General features: G+C 62.1%; 17 protein-coding genes. 9 read left to right on the top strand and 8 right to left on the bottom strand.

What is annotated here, in order from left to right; genetic code table 11:
- The first annotated feature begins 79 nt into the window (after positions 1-79).
- The 4 genes from BMZ46_RS23195 to BMZ46_RS23180 all read left to right on the top strand — a co-directional run bounded on the left by BMZ46_RS23195 (position 80) and on the right by BMZ46_RS23180 (position 5317).
- Positions 80-1063 (top strand): hypothetical protein, encoded by a 984-nt coding sequence (locus BMZ46_RS23195; protein WP_074689172.1) that lies wholly within the window; start codon positions 80-82, stop codon positions 1061-1063.
- Positions 1064-1270: 207 nt separating this feature from the next.
- Complete coding sequence (locus BMZ46_RS23190; protein ID WP_039770278.1) at positions 1271-1771, top strand: sigma-70 family RNA polymerase sigma factor; 501 nt, start codon at positions 1271-1273, stop codon at positions 1769-1771.
- A 40-nt stretch (positions 1772-1811) separates the two neighbouring features.
- The gene (locus BMZ46_RS23185) at positions 1812-2795 is read left to right on the top strand and encodes a FecR family protein (protein WP_074689170.1); all 984 of its coding nucleotides are present in this window, start codon (positions 1812-1814) and stop codon (positions 2793-2795) included.
- Between the two features lie 98 nt (positions 2796-2893).
- On the top strand, positions 2894-5317 hold the full coding sequence (locus BMZ46_RS23180) for a TonB-dependent siderophore receptor (RefSeq protein WP_074689168.1): 2424 nt from the start codon (positions 2894-2896) through the stop codon (positions 5315-5317).
- 133 nt (positions 5318-5450) lie between these two features.
- On the opposite strand, the gene BMZ46_RS23175 is transcribed toward BMZ46_RS23180, so the two are convergent.
- Positions 5451-6602 (bottom strand): MFS transporter, encoded by a 1152-nt coding sequence (locus tag BMZ46_RS23175; RefSeq protein WP_039770273.1) that lies wholly within the window; start codon positions 6600-6602, stop codon positions 5451-5453.
- A 136-nt stretch (positions 6603-6738) separates the two neighbouring features.
- On the opposite strand from BMZ46_RS23175, the gene BMZ46_RS23170 reads away from it, so the two are divergent.
- The gene (locus tag BMZ46_RS23170) at positions 6739-7734 is read left to right on the top strand and encodes a diaminopimelate epimerase (protein ID WP_074689166.1); all 996 of its coding nucleotides are present in this window, start codon (positions 6739-6741) and stop codon (positions 7732-7734) included.
- A 10-nt stretch (positions 7735-7744) separates the two neighbouring features.
- Here BMZ46_RS23170 and BMZ46_RS23165 read toward each other — a convergent pair whose 3' ends face one another.
- The 7 genes from BMZ46_RS23165 to BMZ46_RS23135 all read right to left on the bottom strand — a co-directional run bounded on the left by BMZ46_RS23165 (position 7745) and on the right by BMZ46_RS23135 (position 15330).
- Positions 7745-9316, bottom strand: coding sequence for a glucan 1,4-alpha-maltotetraohydrolase domain-containing protein (locus tag BMZ46_RS23165; RefSeq protein WP_074689164.1), 1572 nt, complete (start codon positions 9314-9316; stop codon positions 7745-7747).
- A 128-nt stretch (positions 9317-9444) separates the two neighbouring features.
- A complete protein-coding gene (locus BMZ46_RS23160) occupies positions 9445-10101 on the bottom strand; it encodes a carboxymuconolactone decarboxylase family protein (RefSeq protein WP_039770271.1) in 657 nt (218 codons plus the stop codon).
- Positions 10102-10215: 114 nt separating this feature from the next.
- Entirely contained in the window at positions 10216-11451 is a 1236-nt protein-coding gene (codA, locus tag BMZ46_RS23155; protein ID WP_039770269.1) for a cytosine deaminase, read from the bottom strand.
- 13 nt (positions 11452-11464) lie between these two features.
- Positions 11465-12736 (bottom strand): cytosine permease, encoded by a 1272-nt coding sequence (gene codB, locus BMZ46_RS23150; protein WP_074689162.1) that lies wholly within the window; start codon positions 12734-12736, stop codon positions 11465-11467.
- A gap of 173 nt (positions 12737-12909) precedes the next feature.
- On the bottom strand, positions 12910-13722 hold the full coding sequence (locus tag BMZ46_RS23145; RefSeq protein WP_074689160.1) for an alpha/beta fold hydrolase: 813 nt from the start codon (positions 13720-13722) through the stop codon (positions 12910-12912).
- Between the two features lie 85 nt (positions 13723-13807).
- Positions 13808-14164 (bottom strand): 6-carboxytetrahydropterin synthase QueD, encoded by a 357-nt coding sequence (gene queD, locus BMZ46_RS23140; RefSeq protein ID WP_007955941.1) that lies wholly within the window; start codon positions 14162-14164, stop codon positions 13808-13810.
- 86 nt (positions 14165-14250) lie between these two features.
- Entirely contained in the window at positions 14251-15330 is a 1080-nt protein-coding gene (locus BMZ46_RS23135) for a patatin-like phospholipase family protein (RefSeq protein WP_074689158.1), read from the bottom strand.
- Positions 15331-15476: 146 nt separating this feature from the next.
- On the opposite strand from BMZ46_RS23135, the gene BMZ46_RS23130 reads away from it, so the two are divergent.
- From BMZ46_RS23130 to BMZ46_RS23115, 4 genes are read left to right on the top strand one after another with little or no spacing between them, the layout of a single operon-like run.
- A complete protein-coding gene (locus BMZ46_RS23130; RefSeq protein WP_039770261.1) occupies positions 15477-15785 on the top strand; it encodes a PepSY domain-containing protein in 309 nt (102 codons plus the stop codon).
- Positions 15785-16096, top strand: a complete 312-nt coding sequence (locus tag BMZ46_RS23125) for a PepSY domain-containing protein (RefSeq protein ID WP_039770259.1) — start codon at positions 15785-15787, stop codon at positions 16094-16096. Before BMZ46_RS23130 ends, BMZ46_RS23125 begins: the two co-directional genes overlap by 1 nt.
- Before the next feature lie 3 nt (positions 16097-16099).
- Positions 16100-16768, top strand: coding sequence for a response regulator transcription factor (locus BMZ46_RS23120; RefSeq protein ID WP_074689156.1), 669 nt, complete (start codon positions 16100-16102; stop codon positions 16766-16768).
- Positions 16765-18078 carry a sensor histidine kinase gene (locus tag BMZ46_RS23115; protein WP_074689154.1) on the top strand — a complete coding sequence of 438 codons (1314 nt, stop codon included), beginning with the start codon at positions 16765-16767 and terminating at the stop codon, positions 18076-18078. The genes BMZ46_RS23120 and BMZ46_RS23115 overlap by 4 nt, the downstream gene beginning before the upstream one ends.
- The last annotated feature ends 165 nt before the right edge of the window (positions 18079-18243 follow it).

Genomic DNA, 18243 nt, shown 5'->3' with positions numbered 1-18243 from the left:
CTGTCAACGTTTTCGTCACGGCGGGTTGCAATTTATGAGCTAATCTCACGCGAACATCGTCTCTGGAGAGCTTCATGTCATGGACAAGACAGTTGAGTTGCCGAGTGAGTACGTTCGTGCAATACAGTTGGCGGATCTGATTATCTATTCCGTCAAAAAATCCCTTCGTCATGGCTCGGGAAATCAGGTCGCTTCTAATATCCCGACCGTATTTGTCCCGGAGAGCAAGGAGCAGAAAGCCGTTATCAGTGCCTATCCTGCGACTCATCTGGTGAGAGAGGCTCGGGCATTGAAGAAAGAGTTGTACGCGCTTCCTGTCAGACCCAACAGCGGTCCCCATCATCCAATGCGAGGAGCGATCGCCGCTCTGGAAGTCGGCGCAGGGAATTGCGGGGAAATGGCCGATCTGGCCTACGTGTTGTGCCGGGAGTATTTCTCCAGTGAATGGCGTGTGATGCGCGCTTCGGCACCCAAGCCGGCAGATCATGGATTTTGCCTTGTGTGGAAGGGGGAAGAACCTGAATCGATTATCCGATATGTAAACGGCAAGCCACTGAAAACCATAGCGATTATTGCCGTAGATGCATGGCCAATCTATTCGCAGGCTGTGCTATGGAACGATCATTTCATGTCGAGTCGAACGCTCAAGCGATCTACGTGGCGAACCACTGGACTGATTTCTCCGCCCAAGGCTGAGAAGAATTGCATCGGCAGCGCTGCGCCCAAGCAGGCAGCGCTCCATAGTATGTCCGAGCTGATCAAAGGCCTGAGAGCGGGTAACCGGATAGAAGCGACCCTCAAATCAAGGCACGTATTGATCGCGAGAAGGGCTCAAGAGCGCTTTGAGTTCTCCGACACCTTCAGGACTTCATTGCGCGAGGCCTCGGTTGCGAAAATCAAGGCCGAAAAACCACCTGCCAAACAGTTGGAGCACCTCTGGGCGACTCATGGTGACATCACGATCGAGTATCGCGAGCGTAACGTCAGATTGAGGGAGGATGAGGTTGAGCCAGATAACCAAAGCCAAACCAAAAAGGCGAGGGTGTCAGGCGAAGAGGCGTGACGGCATGCCTTCCGTCAGGAGGTGATGGCTTTGGAATCCGTCAGAGAGTGGCTTGGGGCAGGCGACGTAACCTGAGAAAAAGGCCCGGTTCAGAAAACTCAAGCGTTTCAATGAATGCCCTGTGCTCCGTATAGCACTCGTCGGAATCCATTGCCTCGGCTTAATAGGAAGCATTACCATTCGTTCCCCTTTCCTCAGCACGCCGCAATGATCCCCATGCTGCCCCGCAGACCCGGCTTTCTCGAGCATTACGAAGAGTTGATCGGCACCTGGACCCGTCGCCTGCGCAATCGCTCGCAGGCCGAGGATCTGGCGCACGACACCTTTGTGCGGGTGCTCGAATCCGATTCGTCGGCGGTGCAGCAACCCCGGGCGTATTTGCACCAGACCGCGCGCAACATCGCGGTGGACGGCTATCGGCGTGAGGACCGGCGGGGCGCCATGGAGTCGGAGGCGATCGATCTCAGTGAGGCGCCGACCGGCGACCCGGAGCATTACATGCATGCGATCCAGCTGGCCGACTCCATCGAACGCGCGCTCACCGAGTTGCCGGTCAACTGCCGACGGATTTTCGTCTGGCAGAAGATCGAGGGCCTGACCCAGGCGGAAATCGCCGAACGCCTGGGCCTGTCCAGGAACATGGTGGAAAAGTATATGATCCGCACCCTGCGGCATCTGCGTGATCGCCTGGATGGGGCGCAATCATGAGCCGTGGCGTCTTTTCATCCCCAGCCAAACAGGACATTCCATGATGGATACTCGTGATTGCGCGTGCGGGCAAACAACGGTGCGCGATGACGCGGCACGCTGGTTTGTGCGTTTGCAGGAGCCGGCCGTCAGCGTCGACGAACAGCAGCGCTTCGACGCCTGGCTGAACGAACATCCGCAGCACCGTTACGAATTCCAGTTGCTGCAAGGCTTGTGGACGGCGGCGGATCTGCTGCCGGCGCCACGGCTCAAGGCCCTTTGCGAAACCCCGCCGGCGCGGCGCGAGCGCCGACCGTTGTTGCGTTATGCCGTGGCGGCCAGCGTGGTCGCGGTGGCGCTCGGGCTCGGCCTGTTCAGCGGCTTGAATCACCCGACGGGTTACAGCGCCGAGTTCGCCACCGCGCTGGGCGAGCGCAAGCATGTCGCGCTGCCGGACGGCTCGGTGATCGACCTCAACAGCCGCAGCCGTCTGCAGGTGCGTTTCGAGAAGGATCGGCGGCTCATCGAACTGACCGAAGGCGAAGCGATGTTCAGCGTCGAGCACGACACTTCCCGCCCGTTCGTGGTCGAGACCGGCAGCGGCAAGGTCACGGTGACCGGCACCCGCTTCGATGTGCGGCGCGACGTGACGCAGACCCGGGTCGCGGTGGAGCAGGGCACGGTCAAGGTGCAGGGCCGTGATGCGGCCAATGCCGATTTCATCAGCCTCACCGCCGGTCTCGGCACGCGGATCGATGCCCAGGGCAAAGTGGCGCCGGCCTACGCGGTCAACCCGGCGGAGCTGACGGCCTGGCGCAGCGGCAAACTGGTGTTCAACAATGCCAGCCTCAGCGAAGTCGCCGAGGAAGTGTCGCGTTATCGCGACAAGCCGCTGAAGGTCGCCAACCCGGCCGTGGCCAATTTGCGCCTGACCAGCGTGTTCAAATCCGACAACACCGATGCCTTGCTCAAGGCCTTGCCAAGCATTCTTCCGGTGGCCGTGCGCACCCTTGCCGACGGCAGCCAGGAAATAATTTCAAAATAAAATTCAGGTTTTTTTCGAGTTCGTCGTCTTCCTGTTCAACTGCAACTGGTTTGCATTAACAGCCGCACACTCTTGCGATCCACAGGACTCCGTTCGACGTGAAAAACTCCACCGCCAAAAACAATAAATCCCCTTGGTTACCGCTGGCGCTTGCGCTGGCGGTCAACGCCGCCGTGCCGATGGCTTTTGCCGCCGAAGCCATTCACATCCGCGCACAGCCGCTGGGTCAGGCCCTGAGCGAACTGGGCCAGCAAACGTCGTTGCAGGTGTTTTTCAGCCCGGACCTGGTCGCTGGCAAACAGGCGCCGGCGGTGGACGGCAATCTTTCTCCGGAGCAGGCCCTGCGCCAATTGCTGCAAGGCAGCGGTCTGGATTACCAGATCAATGAAGGTTCGGTGACGCTGTCGCCGGCCCCGACTTCCGCTGCCAGCGGCCCGCTGGAACTGGGCGTGACCGACATCAAGGTGGTCGGCGACTGGCTCGGCGACGCCAACGCCGCCGTGGTGCAGAACCACCCCGGCGCGCGCACGGTGATTCGCCGTGAAGCGATGGTCGAGCAGGGCGCGATGAACGTCGGCGACGTGCTGCGCCGTGTGCCGGGTGTGCAGGTGCAGGAAGCCAACGGCACCGGCGGCAGCGATATTTCGCTGAACGTCGGCGTACGGGGTTTGACGTCGCGCCTGTCGCCACGCTCTACCGTATTGATCGACGGCGTGCCGGCCGCGTTTGCCCCGTATGGCCAGCCACAACTGTCGATGGCGCCGATCTCTTCCGGCAACCTCGACAGCATCGACGTGGTCCGTGGTGCCGGCTCCGTGCGTTACGGGCCGCAGAACGTCGGCGGCGTGATCAACTTCGTGACCCGCGCGATCCCGGAAAAAACCACCGGTGAAATCGGCACCACCCTGGAAACCTCCCAGCACGGTGGCTGGAAACACATCGATACCGCGTTTCTCGGCGGCACTGCCGACAACGGCATCGGCATGGCGCTGTTGTACTCGGGCGTCAACGGCAACGGTTACCGGGAGCGCAACAACGGCAACGACATCGACGACGTGATCCTCAAGACCCACTGGGCGCCGACCGATCAGGACGATTTCAGCCTCAACTTCCACTACTACGACGCCAGCGCCGACATGCCCGGTGGCCTGACGCAAAAGCAGTACGACGACAAACCGTTCCAGTCCGACCGCGACTACGACGGCTTCAGCGGCCGCCGCAAGGACGTGTCGTTCAAGTGGATCCGGCAGATCGACGAGCGCACTCAGGCAGAAGTGCTGACCTATTATTCCGACAGCTTTCGCGGCAGCACCATCGCCGCCCGCGATCAGAAAACCCTCAGCTCGTTCCCGCGTTCCTACTACACGCTGGGCATCGAGCCGCGCGTTTCGCGTGTGTTCGACGTCGGCCCGACCACTCAGGAAGTCAGCGTCGGTTACCGTTATCTGAAAGAGGCGATGCACGAACAATCGAGCCGCCTGGCGCTGGTCAACAATGTGCCGGTGGTCACCAAGACCTCCGACGGTCATGTGTTCCAGGATCGCACCGGCGGCACCGAGGCCAACTCGGTCTACATCGACAACAAGATCGATGTCGGCAACTGGACCGTGACCCCGGGCATTCGCTTCGAGCACATCAGCACCGACTGGCATGATCGCGCCGTACTCGACACCGCCGGCAAACGCGTCCCGGAGAAAAACCGCAGCATCGAAAGCAACGAACCGCTGCCGGCCCTGAGCGTGATGTATCACCTGTCCGATGCGTGGAAGCTGTTCGCCAACTACGAGACGTCGTTCGGTAGCCTGCAATACTTCCAGCTCGGGCAGGGCGGTTCGGGTGACCAGACCGCCAATGGTCTGGAGCCGGAGAAAGCCAAGACCTACGAAATCGGCACGCGCTACAACGATGACGTGTGGGGCGGGGAAGTGACGCTGTTCTACATCGACTTCGATGACGAACTGCAATACATCAGCAACGACGTGGGCTGGACCAACCTCGGCGCGACCAAGCACCAGGGTATCGAAGCGTCGGTGCACTACGACATGGCGGCGCTTGACCCGCGCCTTGATGGCCTGACCGCCAACGCCGGTTTCACTTACACCCGCGCGACCTACGAAGGCGAGATCCCCGGCTTCAAGGGCCGCGACCTGCCGTTCTACTCGCGTCAGGTGGCCACCGTCGGCCTGCGTTACGACATCAACCGCTGGACCTACAACATCGACGGCTTCGCCCAGTCCAAACAGCGCTCGCCGGGCACCGGCGTGAATGCTGATGGCAGCTTCAATGGCAATTACATCACCGAAGGCACGGCGGACGGGCAGTACGGCGACATTCCGGGTTACGTGACCTGGAACGTGCGCGGCGGCTATGACTTCGGTTCGCAGCTGTCGAATCTGAAGCTTGGCGCCGGGGTGAAAAACATCTTCGACAAGCAGTACTTCACCCGCTCCAGTGACAACAACTCGGGGATCTACGTGGGTACGCCGCGGACGTTCTTCGTGCAGGCCAGCGTAGGCTTCTGATCTGCACTGATGGTTCCTCCGTCGAACCGTCTGCGTGGGAACACCTCCGCGTCCGCTTTTATTGGGACGCGGAGCGTCCCTGGCTGCGTTCCCACGCAGAGCGTGGGAACGATCTGAACACATCAGATCAGGCTCAGACCTTCAGCGCTTTCCCGCCAATCGCCACCGCCACCAGCAATGTCGCCATCAGCCCGAAGGCAAAACTCAGGCTGCTGGCGTGGGCGACAAACCCGATCACCGCGGGCCCTGCCAAAATCCCCGCATAACCCAGCGTAGTGATTGCCGGCACGGCGATGCTTTCCGGCATCACCGTTTGCTTGCCCACCGCCGTGTACAGCACCGGCACGATGTTCGAACAGCCGGCGCCAACCAGCGCATAACCGAGCAGCGCGGCTTGCCAGCTCGGGGCGAAGGTCGCCAGAAACAATCCCGCCGCGGCCAGCAGACCGCCAAACAGAATGATCCGGGTTGCGCCCAGTGCGCGGACGATCCGGTCACCGGTCAAGCGACCCGCCGTCATGGTCAACGCAAATGCTGCGTAACCCAGCCCCGCATAGGCAGTGTCGATCCCGCGTTCCTGCGCCAGGAACACCGCGCTCCAGTCCAGCGCCGCCCCTTCGGTGAGGAATACGATGAAGCACATGCCGCCGATGAACAGCACGATCCCGTGGGGCACCGCGAACGCCGGCCCCGAGCTTTCACTGCCGTAAGGCAGCATGTGCGGCACGGCCTTGAACAGCGCCGCGATCAGCACCAGCACCACTACCAGCATCGCTGCCAGTGGCGACAGCCCCAGACCGAGCAGGGCACTGACGCCCGCCGCGCCGACGATCCCGCCGAGGCTGAACAGCCCGTGAAACCCCGACATCATGTTCTTGCCGCTGGCCCGCTCGACGATCACCGCTTGAAGGTTCACCGTCGAATCCACCGTGCCCAGCCCGGCGCCGAACATGAACAACGTGGCGATCAATGCCGGAATCGACGACACCGTCGCCAGCAACGGCAACGCCGCGCAGATCAGCAACGTGCCGCCGGTGGCTACTTTCCGGCAGCCAAACCGCGTGGCCAGAATCCCCGCCAGCGGCATCGCCAGAATCGAGCCGACGCCCAGGCACAGCAACAACAATCCCAACGTGCCTTCATCGAGCCCGGCGCGCGCCTTGGCGTAGGGCACCAGCGGCGCCCACGCGGCGATGCCGAGCCCGGCGATGAAGAAGGCGATACGCGTGGACATCTGTTCGAGGCGTCCGGGAACGAACGTGTCTTGAGGGGTGAGGCTGGTCATAACGATCCTTGGCAAAAAACGTTTCAGCAGTGGACATCCTTGCACAGCTCTTTCGATGGAGCGAGCCCGCTCGCCTCGGCAGGGCGTTGCGATTTACAGTGGCGCCCCTGTCGACGGGAAAAACAAGGGCCGGTTCATGACGCAGTTCTACGATGCACGAGGCAATATCTACGGGGTCGTATCGCCCCAGGCGCTGCGCGATGCCGGGATCGAATTACCGACGGGCGCCGAGCAGTGCGCGCTGTCGCGACAGGCATGGAGCGCTGCTGCCATTGCGCTGTGCTGCGATTGGCCCGATGGTCAACGCCCCGCCGGTAGCAAGTCTCACCGCAGCGATGGCTTGCTGATCGGCCCGTTTCAAGCCTCGCCACCCTTTGATGTGCTGATCGTCAACACCGACGGCACGCTGGCTGAACGCAGCGGCAATGGCCTGACGATTTTCTCCCGGGCGCTGCTCGAACAGGGGCTGATGCCGGAGGAGGGTGCGACGCTACGGGTGCATCACGATAAACCGGATGCGCAATCGCCAGTGCCGACCTCGGTCAAGCCGGCGCAAGTGGCGGGCGTGCAGGGCTTCTGGCTGGACCTCGGCCAGCCCGGTTTCGGCCCGGCGGCGGTCGGTGCACTCGGCGTTGAACCGGTGCCGTTCAACGGTGTGGCAGTCAGCGGTGTTCGACCGCTGGCGCAACTCAATCCCGCCTGGGTGCACAGCCAGTTCGTGCGCATCGGCAATCCGCATTGCGTGACCCTGGTGCAGGATGAAGCCGCATTGCCGAGCAACGCACAGATGCTTGAAGCACCGCTGGCGGAAAGTCTGACCGCCATCGCCTACGCCATGCCCACCGGCGCCGGCCAGCCGTGCCCGGCCGGGGTCAATCTGCAATGGGCGATGCGCGCCGGTGATCAACGCATTGTGGCGCGGGTGTTCGAACGGGGCGAGGGGCCGACGGCGTCTTCCGGCACCAGCGCCAGTGCGGTGGCGTCTGCGGCATGGCGGGTAGGCTGGGTGTCGGCGGGAGAGGTGCAGGTGGTAATGCCGGGTGGCACGGCGCCGATCCTGCTGGAGGCGCGCGACGGAGAACTGACTGGCGTGCGTCTGTTCGGCACCGCCGTGCGCGACGAAAATTGCTGAAGCCTCAAGATCAGAACCGCCCGACAGTGTCGCTCACCGCACCACTTTTGAATGCGTTATTCGCGCCCGCCTGCCAATACACTGCGGTCGGCGCCTGGCCCCGCACGATGCACTTCCACTCGAGCTGTTGCTGACCTGGCACCTCCACGGTTGTGCTCCAGCGTTTGTTGTTCAGTGTCAGCGCTATCGCATGTTGTGGGTCCCACGCCCCGAACTCCAGCGATGAACCCGCTGCATAGACACTTTCGCCCGGTTGCGGATTGGCGTTATCGCAATGCACGTTGACTGCCACTGTCGCCGGTTCCACAGGGCCGCTCCAGATCCGGATATCGCCGTTATCCCAGTTCAAGGTCGGCGCGTCCTTGCCTTGCGGCAACTGTTGCAGATCGGATTTGAGGGCGATCACCAATGTGCCGCGTACACCTTGTGTGGTGGCGACCAGTCCCGAATAGGCAGTGTTGAAGCGAATCGGCGAATCAGCGCGGATTCCGGCACTCTTGCGCAGTTTGATCAGTTGCCGGATCAGTTGATCACGCTGCCAGTCATACATGTGCGGCCAGTAAACGGTCGGCGTGCCGGGACTGCTGAGGATGTAGGCGTAAGCCAGATTGACCAGTGGATCGGGCAACGCCCAGTGATGTTGGCCGCCGTAGGCGCCGGGTGAATAACCGGTGTCGTGGTTGTCGACAAAGGTCACGGCGATTTCGCGCCAGGCACGATCCGGATTGCCATTCAAACCGTGGCGCCACTCGGCGAGCGAACCGTTCTGCATACGCTCCTTGAGGGCGAAATCAAACACCGTGCAGTGCGAGCGATCCGACCAGTCCTTGAGCACATCCTGCCAGCTCGCATTGTGTCGCCAGTCGCCCGGCGGGTATTCCCCGGGGCTTTTCCAGTTCTCGCCGACGCAAAATTGCTGGTTGCCGAAGGCGTTCATCCAGCGATCCACGGTTTCCGGCGCGTAGCCACGGACAAAGTCAAAGCGCAGGCCTCGAGCACCGTAGTTGTCGCGCAGATTGATGAACTCGTTTTTGAAGGTTTCGAAGACTGTTGGATTCGCAGTGTTCAAATCCGCCCTCCCATCCACAAACGCGTCACCTTCGTCACAATTTGCGCAGTCGTGCCGCCGTTCGTTGTTCCCTGCCGGGAACAGCGGAAAGACCGCTTTATCGTCCGTGTGATTGGGCACGACGTCGAAGACGACTTTCACGCCAGCGTTGTTGAACGCCAGCACCGCTTGTTTGAGTTGCTGATCAGTGCCGTAACGGCTGTTTTTGTCGAAGCTGTTCCAGAAGTAGCCTTCTCCACCACCGGAGGTCTGAGCCTGGCTGTCGGTCCAGCTTGAGTTGTCCGTCCAAGGGGGCGGTAACCAGACAAGGGTGAATCCGTCGTTGCCAATGGTCGCCGCCTGTTGAGCAAGTACTGAATACCAGGGGGTTGGATTGCGGCTGGAATTCCAGTGGAAGGTTTGCAGCAGAATATTTTCACCGCCGCCGTTGCGAACTGCCGCGCTCGCAGAGCTGGTGGCGGTGACGGCGAGGCCAAGCGCGAAAATCAGAAGAAGTGGTGAAGTCCCTTTCATGATCGTCCCCCCGGGAACGATGGATCCCTTGGGGCTTACTGTGAGCCGACACGCAGCGATTGTCGCCTGTCAGATCTGACAGGTCGGCTCTATCGTTTTGCGATAAAGCCGCCCCGATCCATAACCGTTCATTGGCCTTTGAACAGTTTCACGGCGACAACAGTGTCATCGACCACCGTCACATACAGCAGGGCTATGGGCTGTGTCTCGGGGCTTTGAAAGCACTCGACGATCACAGCCTGCGCCGAGCAGGCTTGCAGCGCCAAACGGTCTGCGTGCCGCAATTGGCGTTTCACAGCGGCACTCAACGGAATGGGTGAATGGCCCTCGCGAACGTCAGAGCAAAATCTCGAAGTGACTTCTCTCGGGGTGCGTGACGGTGGTGATTCAAGGTCCGCGTCTGCAAACAGATGATTGAGCTGCTCCGCAGCGCTGACCGCTCGGGGGAAACCGGCGAAGGCCGAAGCCTGCAGCAGTATTTCAGTCAATTCACCCGGTGCGAGGCCCGATGCCAGGCCGGTTTTGAGGTGCACGCTCAGCGGTGGCCCGACCATGCCCGAGGCGACAATGGCGGCAAACGACACCGCTTCGCGTAATCGCGGATCAAGACCGGGACGTGAGTGTAAATGCCCGTACACCACGCCAACGGCAAGTTCGCGCAGTGCGGGAACGGTATGAAACAAGGCGTCGAGCCTGGCCCCTCCATCGGGTACGAGTTCGACAAACGTATGGCGGCCTTCCTGGTAAAGCGTGGCCATGGGATCGGAAGTGGTCTTTTGATTCATGTCGCGTCCTCACGGATCAATGAGGATGGCAGCGGAGCAACTACGCGCGAACTACGGCATGACAGGGCGTCCATCGGAAGCAGTCGGCGCCGTTGCGGCGCCGACTTCTACACCTTAGACGAATTCCACCACCGGCATCTGCCGCTTCATCAGCACCTCGCCGTTGCGGATCGAATACAGCGGCAGGCCCTGGCTGCGGATCACTTCGTAATCGCTGTCCGCCGACAGGATCAGCAGGTTCGCCGGGCGGCCCTGTTCCAGGCCGTAGCGTTCACCAAGGTGCATGGCTTTGGCGCTGTTGTCGGTGACCAGATCCAGCGCGCTCTGCAGGTTTCGATAACCGAGCATGTGGCAGATGTGCAGGCCGGCTTCGAGGACCCGCAGGATGTTGCCGTTGCCCAGCGGATACCACGGATCGACGATCGAATCCTGGCCGAAGCAGACGTTCATCCCGGCTTCGAGCAGTTCGTTGACGCGGGTCACGCCCCGGCGTTTCGGGAAGTTGTCGAAGCGCCCTTGCAGGTGAATGCTTTCGGTCGGGCAGGAGACAAAACTGATCCCCGAATGCCCGAGCAGGCGGAACAGTTTGGCGCAGTAGGCGTTGTCGTAGGAGCCCATCGCAGTGGTGTGGCTGGCGGTCACGAGGGCGCCCATGTCGCGGCTGCGGGCCTCTTCGGCCAGCACTTCGAGGAAGCGCGAATGCGGGTCGTCAGTTTCGTCGCAGTGCACGTCCACCAGGCAGCCAGTACGCTCGGCCAGGTCCATCAGGAACTTCACCGAGCTGACGCCTTGGTCGCGGGTGTACTCGAAATGCGGGATCCCGCCGACTACGTCCGCGCCCATGCGGATCGCTTCTTCCATCAGCTCGCGCCCGTTGCGGAACGATTCGATGCCTTCCTGGGGGAACGCGACGATTTGCAGGTCGATCAGGTGACGGCTTTCCTCGCGCACTTCAAGCATCGCCTTGAGCGCAGTGAGCTGCGGATCGGTGACGTCGACGTGGGTGCGCACATGCTGGATGCCGTGGGCAGCGAGGGTCTGGATGGTTTTCTTCGCCCGGGTCTTGGTGTCTTCCTGGGTGATGGTGACCTTGCGCTCGCCCCAGCATTCGATGCCTTCGAACAGCGTGCCGCTCATGTTCCAGCGCGGCTCGCCGGCGGTCAGGGTGGCGTCGAGGTGAATGTGCGGCTCGACGAAGGGCGGCACCACCAGATTGCCGCCGGCATCGAGGTCGTCGGGGCCCAGGGTCGGCGCTTCGGTCTGGCGCGCGATGCTGCGGATCAGGCCGTCTTCGAGGTGCAATTCGTGCAGACCTTCCTGGTTGCGCAGTCGGGCGTTGATGATGTGCATCGGGCGAATCCTTTTATAGATCTTGTAGAGGGGCGGCCGCGTTGCGGGCGCCGAGCAGGCCGGTCACTGCGATATACGTTAACGCGGCAACGGCGATCCCGACCAGCGGCGCGACCCATGGCGAGCCGAACGCGGCGACGGTTCCGGCCGCGTAAGCCGCCAGCCCCGGCCAGTTGAACGCCGGTAACCGTGCGTCGGCCAGACGCGGATAACGCCCGCGCCAGCGGAAGAAAAAGTCCGCCATGATCACCCCGCCAATCGGCGGGATCACCGTGCCCAGCAGGATCAGATAAGGCACCAGCATGTCGTACATGCCCAGCAGCGCGAGCGCCGTACCGATCACGGCACCGGCCAGGGTCACGGTCTTGCGGCGCCCGGTGCGCAGCAGGTTGCAGCCGGCGACGGCGAAGTTGTAGATGGTGTTGTCCTGGGTGCTCCAGATGTTCAGCAACAGCATCGCCATCGCTGCCATGGCGAAGCCCTGCAACAGCAACACTTCGACCACGTCGGGCTGTTGATAGACGATTGCGCCGTAGGCACCGATCAGCACCATCAGGCCGTTGCCGATGAAAAAGCCGATCAGGCTGGCCAGCACCGCGACCCGCGCCGAACGGGAAAAACGCGTCCAGTTGGTGGCCTGGGTCGCGCCGCTGACAAAGGTGCCGAACACCAGCGTGATGGCGGTCGACCAGTCCAGCGAACCGCTGGGCACGACGCTGAGCAAGCCGTCGAGGCCGCCGACTTTCACGGTCGCGACCCACATCGACAGCATCAGCAGCAACATCATCGCCGGCACCGCGATGTACGACAGAATCTCCAGCCCGCGATAACCGACATACGCCGTGGCGCAGAACACCAGGCCGAACAGCACCATCAGCCCCAGCACCGTGGCTTCATTCAGATCGAAATACTTGCCAAGTACCACCGCCGCCGTCGCGGTGCCCCAGGCGTACCAGCCGATCTGGGTGAACCCGAGGATCAGATCGCTGAGCTTGCTGCCGACTTCGCCAAAACAGAAGCGCCCCATCAGCACCGAATTCAGCCCGCTCTTGAAGGCGATGTAGCCGAGGCCTGCGGCATACACACCGAGCAGCAGATTGCCGATGACGATGACGGCGAGCATCTCACCGAAGTTGAACGCCACGCCGAGCTTGCCGCCGGCAAACATGGTCGCGGTGAAGAAGGTAAACCCCAGCAGCACCATCGCCGTGGAGGCCAGGCCTTTGCGCGCGTGCATCGGCACTTCGCTGAGGGGGTAATCGTTGCCGGGATCGTTTTGCGTCATGGGGGCATTCCTTGCTGGAAAGGGGAGGACGCGAAGTGGTTGCAGCGGTCGTGCCAAACGCGATGTTGCGGGTATTTATAGACGAGACACGGATGATCGGCGCGAAAGCAGTGCATCGGGCGCCGTACCGAACCATGTGGGAGCAGTTGTTCCCACAGGGTCACGGGATTGGATCAGAGGAACCGCAGCAGCGCGGCGACTATGGCTTCAGGCGCATCCTCCTGCACCAGATGCCCGGCATTCGGGATCGGATGAAATTGCGATCCCGGAATCATCTTGTGCAACTCGCGCCCGCGTTCGATGGGAATCCACTGATCCTCTTCACCCCAGAGAATCTGCACCGGGCAACGGATCGTCGGGTACAGCGTCTGCGCCTCCAGCGTGTAGCGCTGATCCATCTGCGCAATCTGCCGGTAGAACGCCGCTTGCCCCGGATCGCCCAGCCACGGCTGCACGTAGGGCGCCAGTTCGTCATCGGGAATATCCCGGTGAATCGCCCCGCGAATGTAGGTCGGCACGATGGCGCGCTGGATGTAATCGGGCAGGCCGCTGAACGCCGCTTCATGCTGACGCACGTGCTGCACGAACGGTGAGCCCCAGGGCGTCAGCGCCACCGGGTCGATCAGGGTCAGGCTGCGGTAATCCTTGCCGTTGAGCAGATGCGCGCGCAGGGTAGTGGCGCCGCCGAAGTCGTGGGCGACCACGTCCGGGCGTTGCAGATTCCAGTGATCGAGCAACTGCGCGAGCAAGTCGTTCTGCACACCGAGGGAGACATCGGCGTCCGGTTGCTCGGACTGCCCGTAGCCCAGCAAATCGAAGTAATGCACCCGATGCGTGGCAAAAAAGTGCGGCGCGATGCGGTGCCACACGTAAGACGAGAAGGGCGTGCCGTGCACGAACACCAGCGGCGGGCCGTCGCCGCGCACCCCGTGGCGAATCTGTCGCCCGTTGAAATCAAAGACCTGATCCAGCAGCCAGTCCGTCATGGGCCTGTCCTCTTGGCGGGTTCGAGCCAAAAAGCATAGGCGTAAAAAAACCACCGGTCTCGGTGGTTTTTTTGTGTCGCGGCAATTACTCGCCGCGATAGATGCAACCGCTGGTGCAGGTCTCGTGGATGCGGATCGCACTGAGTTCCGGCAGCAAGGGCTTGAGCTCATTCCAGATGAATTTGGCCAGCACTTCGCTGGTCGGGTTCTCAAGGCCCGGAATGTCGTTGAGGTAGTTGTGGTCCAGACGCTCGTACAGCGGCTTGAAAATCGCCTTGATCTCGGAGAAATCACGGATCCAGCCGGTGTGCGGGTCGAGGTCGCCGCTCAGGTGAATCGCCACTTTGAACGAGTGACCGTGCAGGCGTCCGCACTTGTGGCCGTCCGGTACGTGGGGCAGGCGGTGGGCGGATTCGAACGTAAATTCCTTGAAGATTTCCACAGTGATTTCAGCTCTGTTCAGATGGCGTTCGCCGCAGCGAATTCGGGCAGGCGGCGAGTTTACCAGCTTGTCCAGGGCTGTGCTGACTAAAGGGTCAGCAAGCGCTCGGCGAGGCGACCATTGGCAGTCAGTTCGAGGAATTCGTCGCCCAGCCGGCGGCTCTCGTCCATCGCCGCGCGCCAGTATTTCTGCCGGCTCGGCGCATCGCCCATGAAGCGCTTGAAGTCGTTACGGTCGGGGAGTTTGCCGTAGGGCAGGCGCGCCAGGTATTCCTTGGACGGCGCGAGCAACAGCACGTCCTGCAAGCGCTCCACCGACGCCTTGCGCCACGGCAGGGTCTTGTCGAACCAGCCCGGAATCACCCGGTCGGTGAAGTGCGGATACAACACGATGCCGTCGCCGCTGTAGGGCAGGTCGAGGTGATAGTCGAGCAGACCGCCGTCGCGGAACGTGCCGGCACCGGCGCCCGGCAGGTCACGCACGCCCTCCATGACCATCGGGATCGAGCCCGAGGCCAGCAGCGCCTGGCGCAGGTTGCCGGCGTCGAGGGCGACGAAACGCGACGGGAAGTCGTTCAGCGCATGCACTGGCGGCGCGAGGCGCGGGTCGTGGATGATCAGCCGTTCGAAGTGCCGCGACAGCCGCGCACGGCCGCGCAGGTTGTCGGCGATCACCGAACCCAGCGCCAGCCCGAGCCGGCCGCGATGATCGTCCGCCAGCCCGCCGTGGCTTTTGACCACCATGATGTTCAAGCGGTAATGGGCGTTGGTCAGAAGGCTCGTGTCTCGGCCGTCGAGCAGGTCATCGAGCATGCGCTGCGAACTGCGGCTGACCTCGGCAATGGTCACGCCTTTGTTGAAGTTCTGCTCGGTGTACAGATGACCAAGGCGGCGGATGCCTTCGGCGGCGTCCGGCAGACAAGCGCTGGCGAAGCGCCAGGAGCCCACCGACGCACCGATCAGCGAACGCTCGCGCGGTGCCGCCGGCAACCACTCGCCGAACAACGCCAGATCCAGCCCCTGAATCCCCAATGCCTTGGGCCCACCGGCAGCGCCGGGCAGGGTGCCGACGTCGGCGGCGTTCAGGCCTTGGGCACGAATATGCGCCATGGCCCTGGGGCCGGCCTTGAGGGTGAGGGCAGGGAACTTGATGTGAATGGCGGTCATACCGGTCTCGATCGTTAGCAAGCGAAAGATTATAAGCACATGTTGCCGTGGCTGCAGGAGCAGGCCCAATGATGGCAATTCAGTTTCAGTTAAGTTCGCACCGTTAAGGTGCGGCCCGTAGCGACACATAAAAATACGGAGACACCATGAAAACCCTGACTGCCCTGACCATCGCCTCGATCATCGGCCTCACCGCCAGCACCGTTCACGCCCGCGATCTGGGCCCGGATGAAGCCCTGCGCCTGCGCGACGCTGGTACTATCGTCTCCTTCGAGAAGCTCAACGCCACCGCGCTGGCCAAACACCCGGGTTCGACGATCACCGACACCGAGCTGGAAGAACAGTACGGCAAGTACATCTACCAGATCGAACTGCGTGATCCGCAGGGGCTGGAGTGGGATCTGGAACTGGACGCGGTGAGCGGGCAAGTGCTCAAGGATCATCAGGATACGTAATGAAGGTGAATGTTCGCGCCACCCGCCGTACGGCATTGGCGCTGGTGATGTTTTGCTCGACGGCCATGGCCCGTGACTTGGGTCCCGACGAAGCCCTCAATCTGCGCAAGCAGGGTGTGATCCTGCCGCTCGAGCAGGTATTGCAGCAGGCGATGGACCGCTATCCCGGCGCGAAACTGCTGGAAGTCGAGCTGGAAGAAAAACACGACGTCTACATTTATGAAGTCGAGTTGCTGACCGTCGAAGGTGTGGCCCGCGAGCTGCACTTGAAGGCCGATACCGGCGAACTCGTGAAAGACAAGGAAGATTGACCGATGCGCTTGCTTCTGGTGGAAGACCACGTACCGCTGGCCGACGAATTGCTCGCCGGCCTGCAACGCCAAGGCTACGCGGTGGACTGGCTGGCGGACGGGCGCGATGCGGTCTATCAGGGCAGCAGCGAGCCCTATGACCTGATCGTCCTCGACCTCGGTCTGCCCGGCGTGCCGGGGCTTGAGGTGTTGGCGCAATGGCGCGCCGGCGGTCTGACGATTCCGGTGCTGATCCTCACTGCCCGCGACTCCTGGGCCGAGCGTATCGAAGGCCTCAAGGCCGGTGCCGACGATTACCTGACCAAACCCTTCCACCCGGAAGAACTGTATTTGCGCATCCAGTCGCTGCTGCGCCGCTCCAAGGGCCAGGCCAACCAGCCGACGCTCAAGGCCGCCGGTCTGCACCTGGACGAGGGCCGCCAGTGTGTCGTGCGCGACGGCGCCGATATTCAGCTGACCGCTGCCGAATTCCGTCTGCTGCGCTACTTCATGCTGCACCCGGAACAGATTCTCTCCAAAAGCCACCTCGCCGAACACCTCTACGACGGCGAGACCGAGCGCGATTCCAACGTGCTTGAAGTTCACGTCAATCACCTGCGGCGAAAGCTCGGCAAAAGTGTGATCGAAACCCGTCGCGGTCAGGGTTATCTGTTTGGCGGACGGGCTTCGTGAGATCGATCCAGCGCCGCTTGAGCCTGGGGTTGATCAGCGTGCTGGTGGTCGTCGGCGTGCTGCTGGCGCAAACCAGTCTGTGGCTGTTCGAAGTGGGATTGCAGCGCTATCTCGAAGCCGGGTTGCGCAACGACAGCGAGAGCCTGCTGGTGGCGCTGGTTCGCGGGCCGCAAGGCTTGCAGCTGGATGAGCGGCACTTGTCGCCGGCCTACCAGCGACCGTTTTCCGGGCATTACTTCCGCATCGACTTCGCCGACAGCCATTGGCGCTCCCGCTCGTTGTGGGATCAGGACCTGCCGTTGCTCGAACGCTCCGGCCTGCACAGCAACCTGCAACTGGGGCCGGACGGCCAGCAATTGCTGGTACTGCGCTCGGACTATCGACGGCTCGGTCAGTCGATTTCCATCAGCGTGGCTCAGGATTACACGCCGGTGCGCGAGAGTTTTCAGCGCATGCGCCAGATCGGCCTCGGCCTCGGTTTGGCCGGGTTGCTGCTGATTCTGTTGTTGCAACGTCTGACCGTGCGCCGCGCGTTGCGGCCGCTGGAAAAGGCCCGCGAGCAGATCGCCCAGTTGCAGCAGGGCCAGCGTTCGCAACTCGATGAACAAGTGCCGGCGGAACTGGAACCGCTGGTGGCGCAGATCAACCATTTGCTGGCGCACACCGAAGACAGCCTGAAGCGTTCGCGCAACGCTCTGGGCAATCTCGGGCATGCGCTGAAAACCCCGTTGGCGGTGCTGCTCAGTCTGGCGTCGAGTGAAAGGCTCGACGCGCATCCGGAACTGCGCAAGATCCTCAAGGAACAACTGGAACAGGTTCAGCAACGGCTGAACCGCGAGCTCAATCGAGCGCGGCTCTCTGGCGATGCGTTGCCGGGGGCGCTGTTCGATTGCGACGCCGAGCTGCCGGGGCTGCTGTCGACGTTGAACATGATCCATGGCGAGCATCTGGAGCTGAGTTATGTGGCCCCACCCGGTCTGCAATTGCCGTGGGATCGTGAGGACCTGCTGGAACTGCTCGGCAACCTGCTGGACAACGCCTGCAAATGGGCGGATGCCGAGGTGCGGCTGAGCGTGGTCGAAACGGCTGATGGTTTTGTGCTGAGTGTGGAAGACGACGGGCCGGGGATTCCCGAGGCGCAGCGGGCTCAGGTGTTCAGCCGGGGGGCGCGGCTGGATGAGCAGACCCATGGGCATGGGTTGGGGCTGGGGATTGTGCGCGACATCGTCGACACCTGGGGCGGGGTGCTGGTGCTGGGCGAAAGCGAGTGGGGCGGGTTGAAGGTGGGGATTCAGTTGCCTCGGCGGTGAGCTTCAAGAGCCCCCTCATCGGAACGCCGCCCGCCTAACCCTCTCCCAAGGGGAGAGGGAACTGACCGAGTTGGTTTTCCGAGCTACACCGACCTGAAAGTCTTCAGTCGAACTCAGGTTTTGAACACCTTGGAGATCGGCTCCCTTTCCCCCTCGCCCCCCTGG

The organism is Pseudomonas sp. NFIX49, assembly GCF_900115915.1.
GTDB lineage: Bacteria > Pseudomonadota > Gammaproteobacteria > Pseudomonadales > Pseudomonadaceae > Aquipseudomonas > Aquipseudomonas pharyngis.
This window is presented reverse-complemented; position numbering and strand designations above follow the sequence as displayed.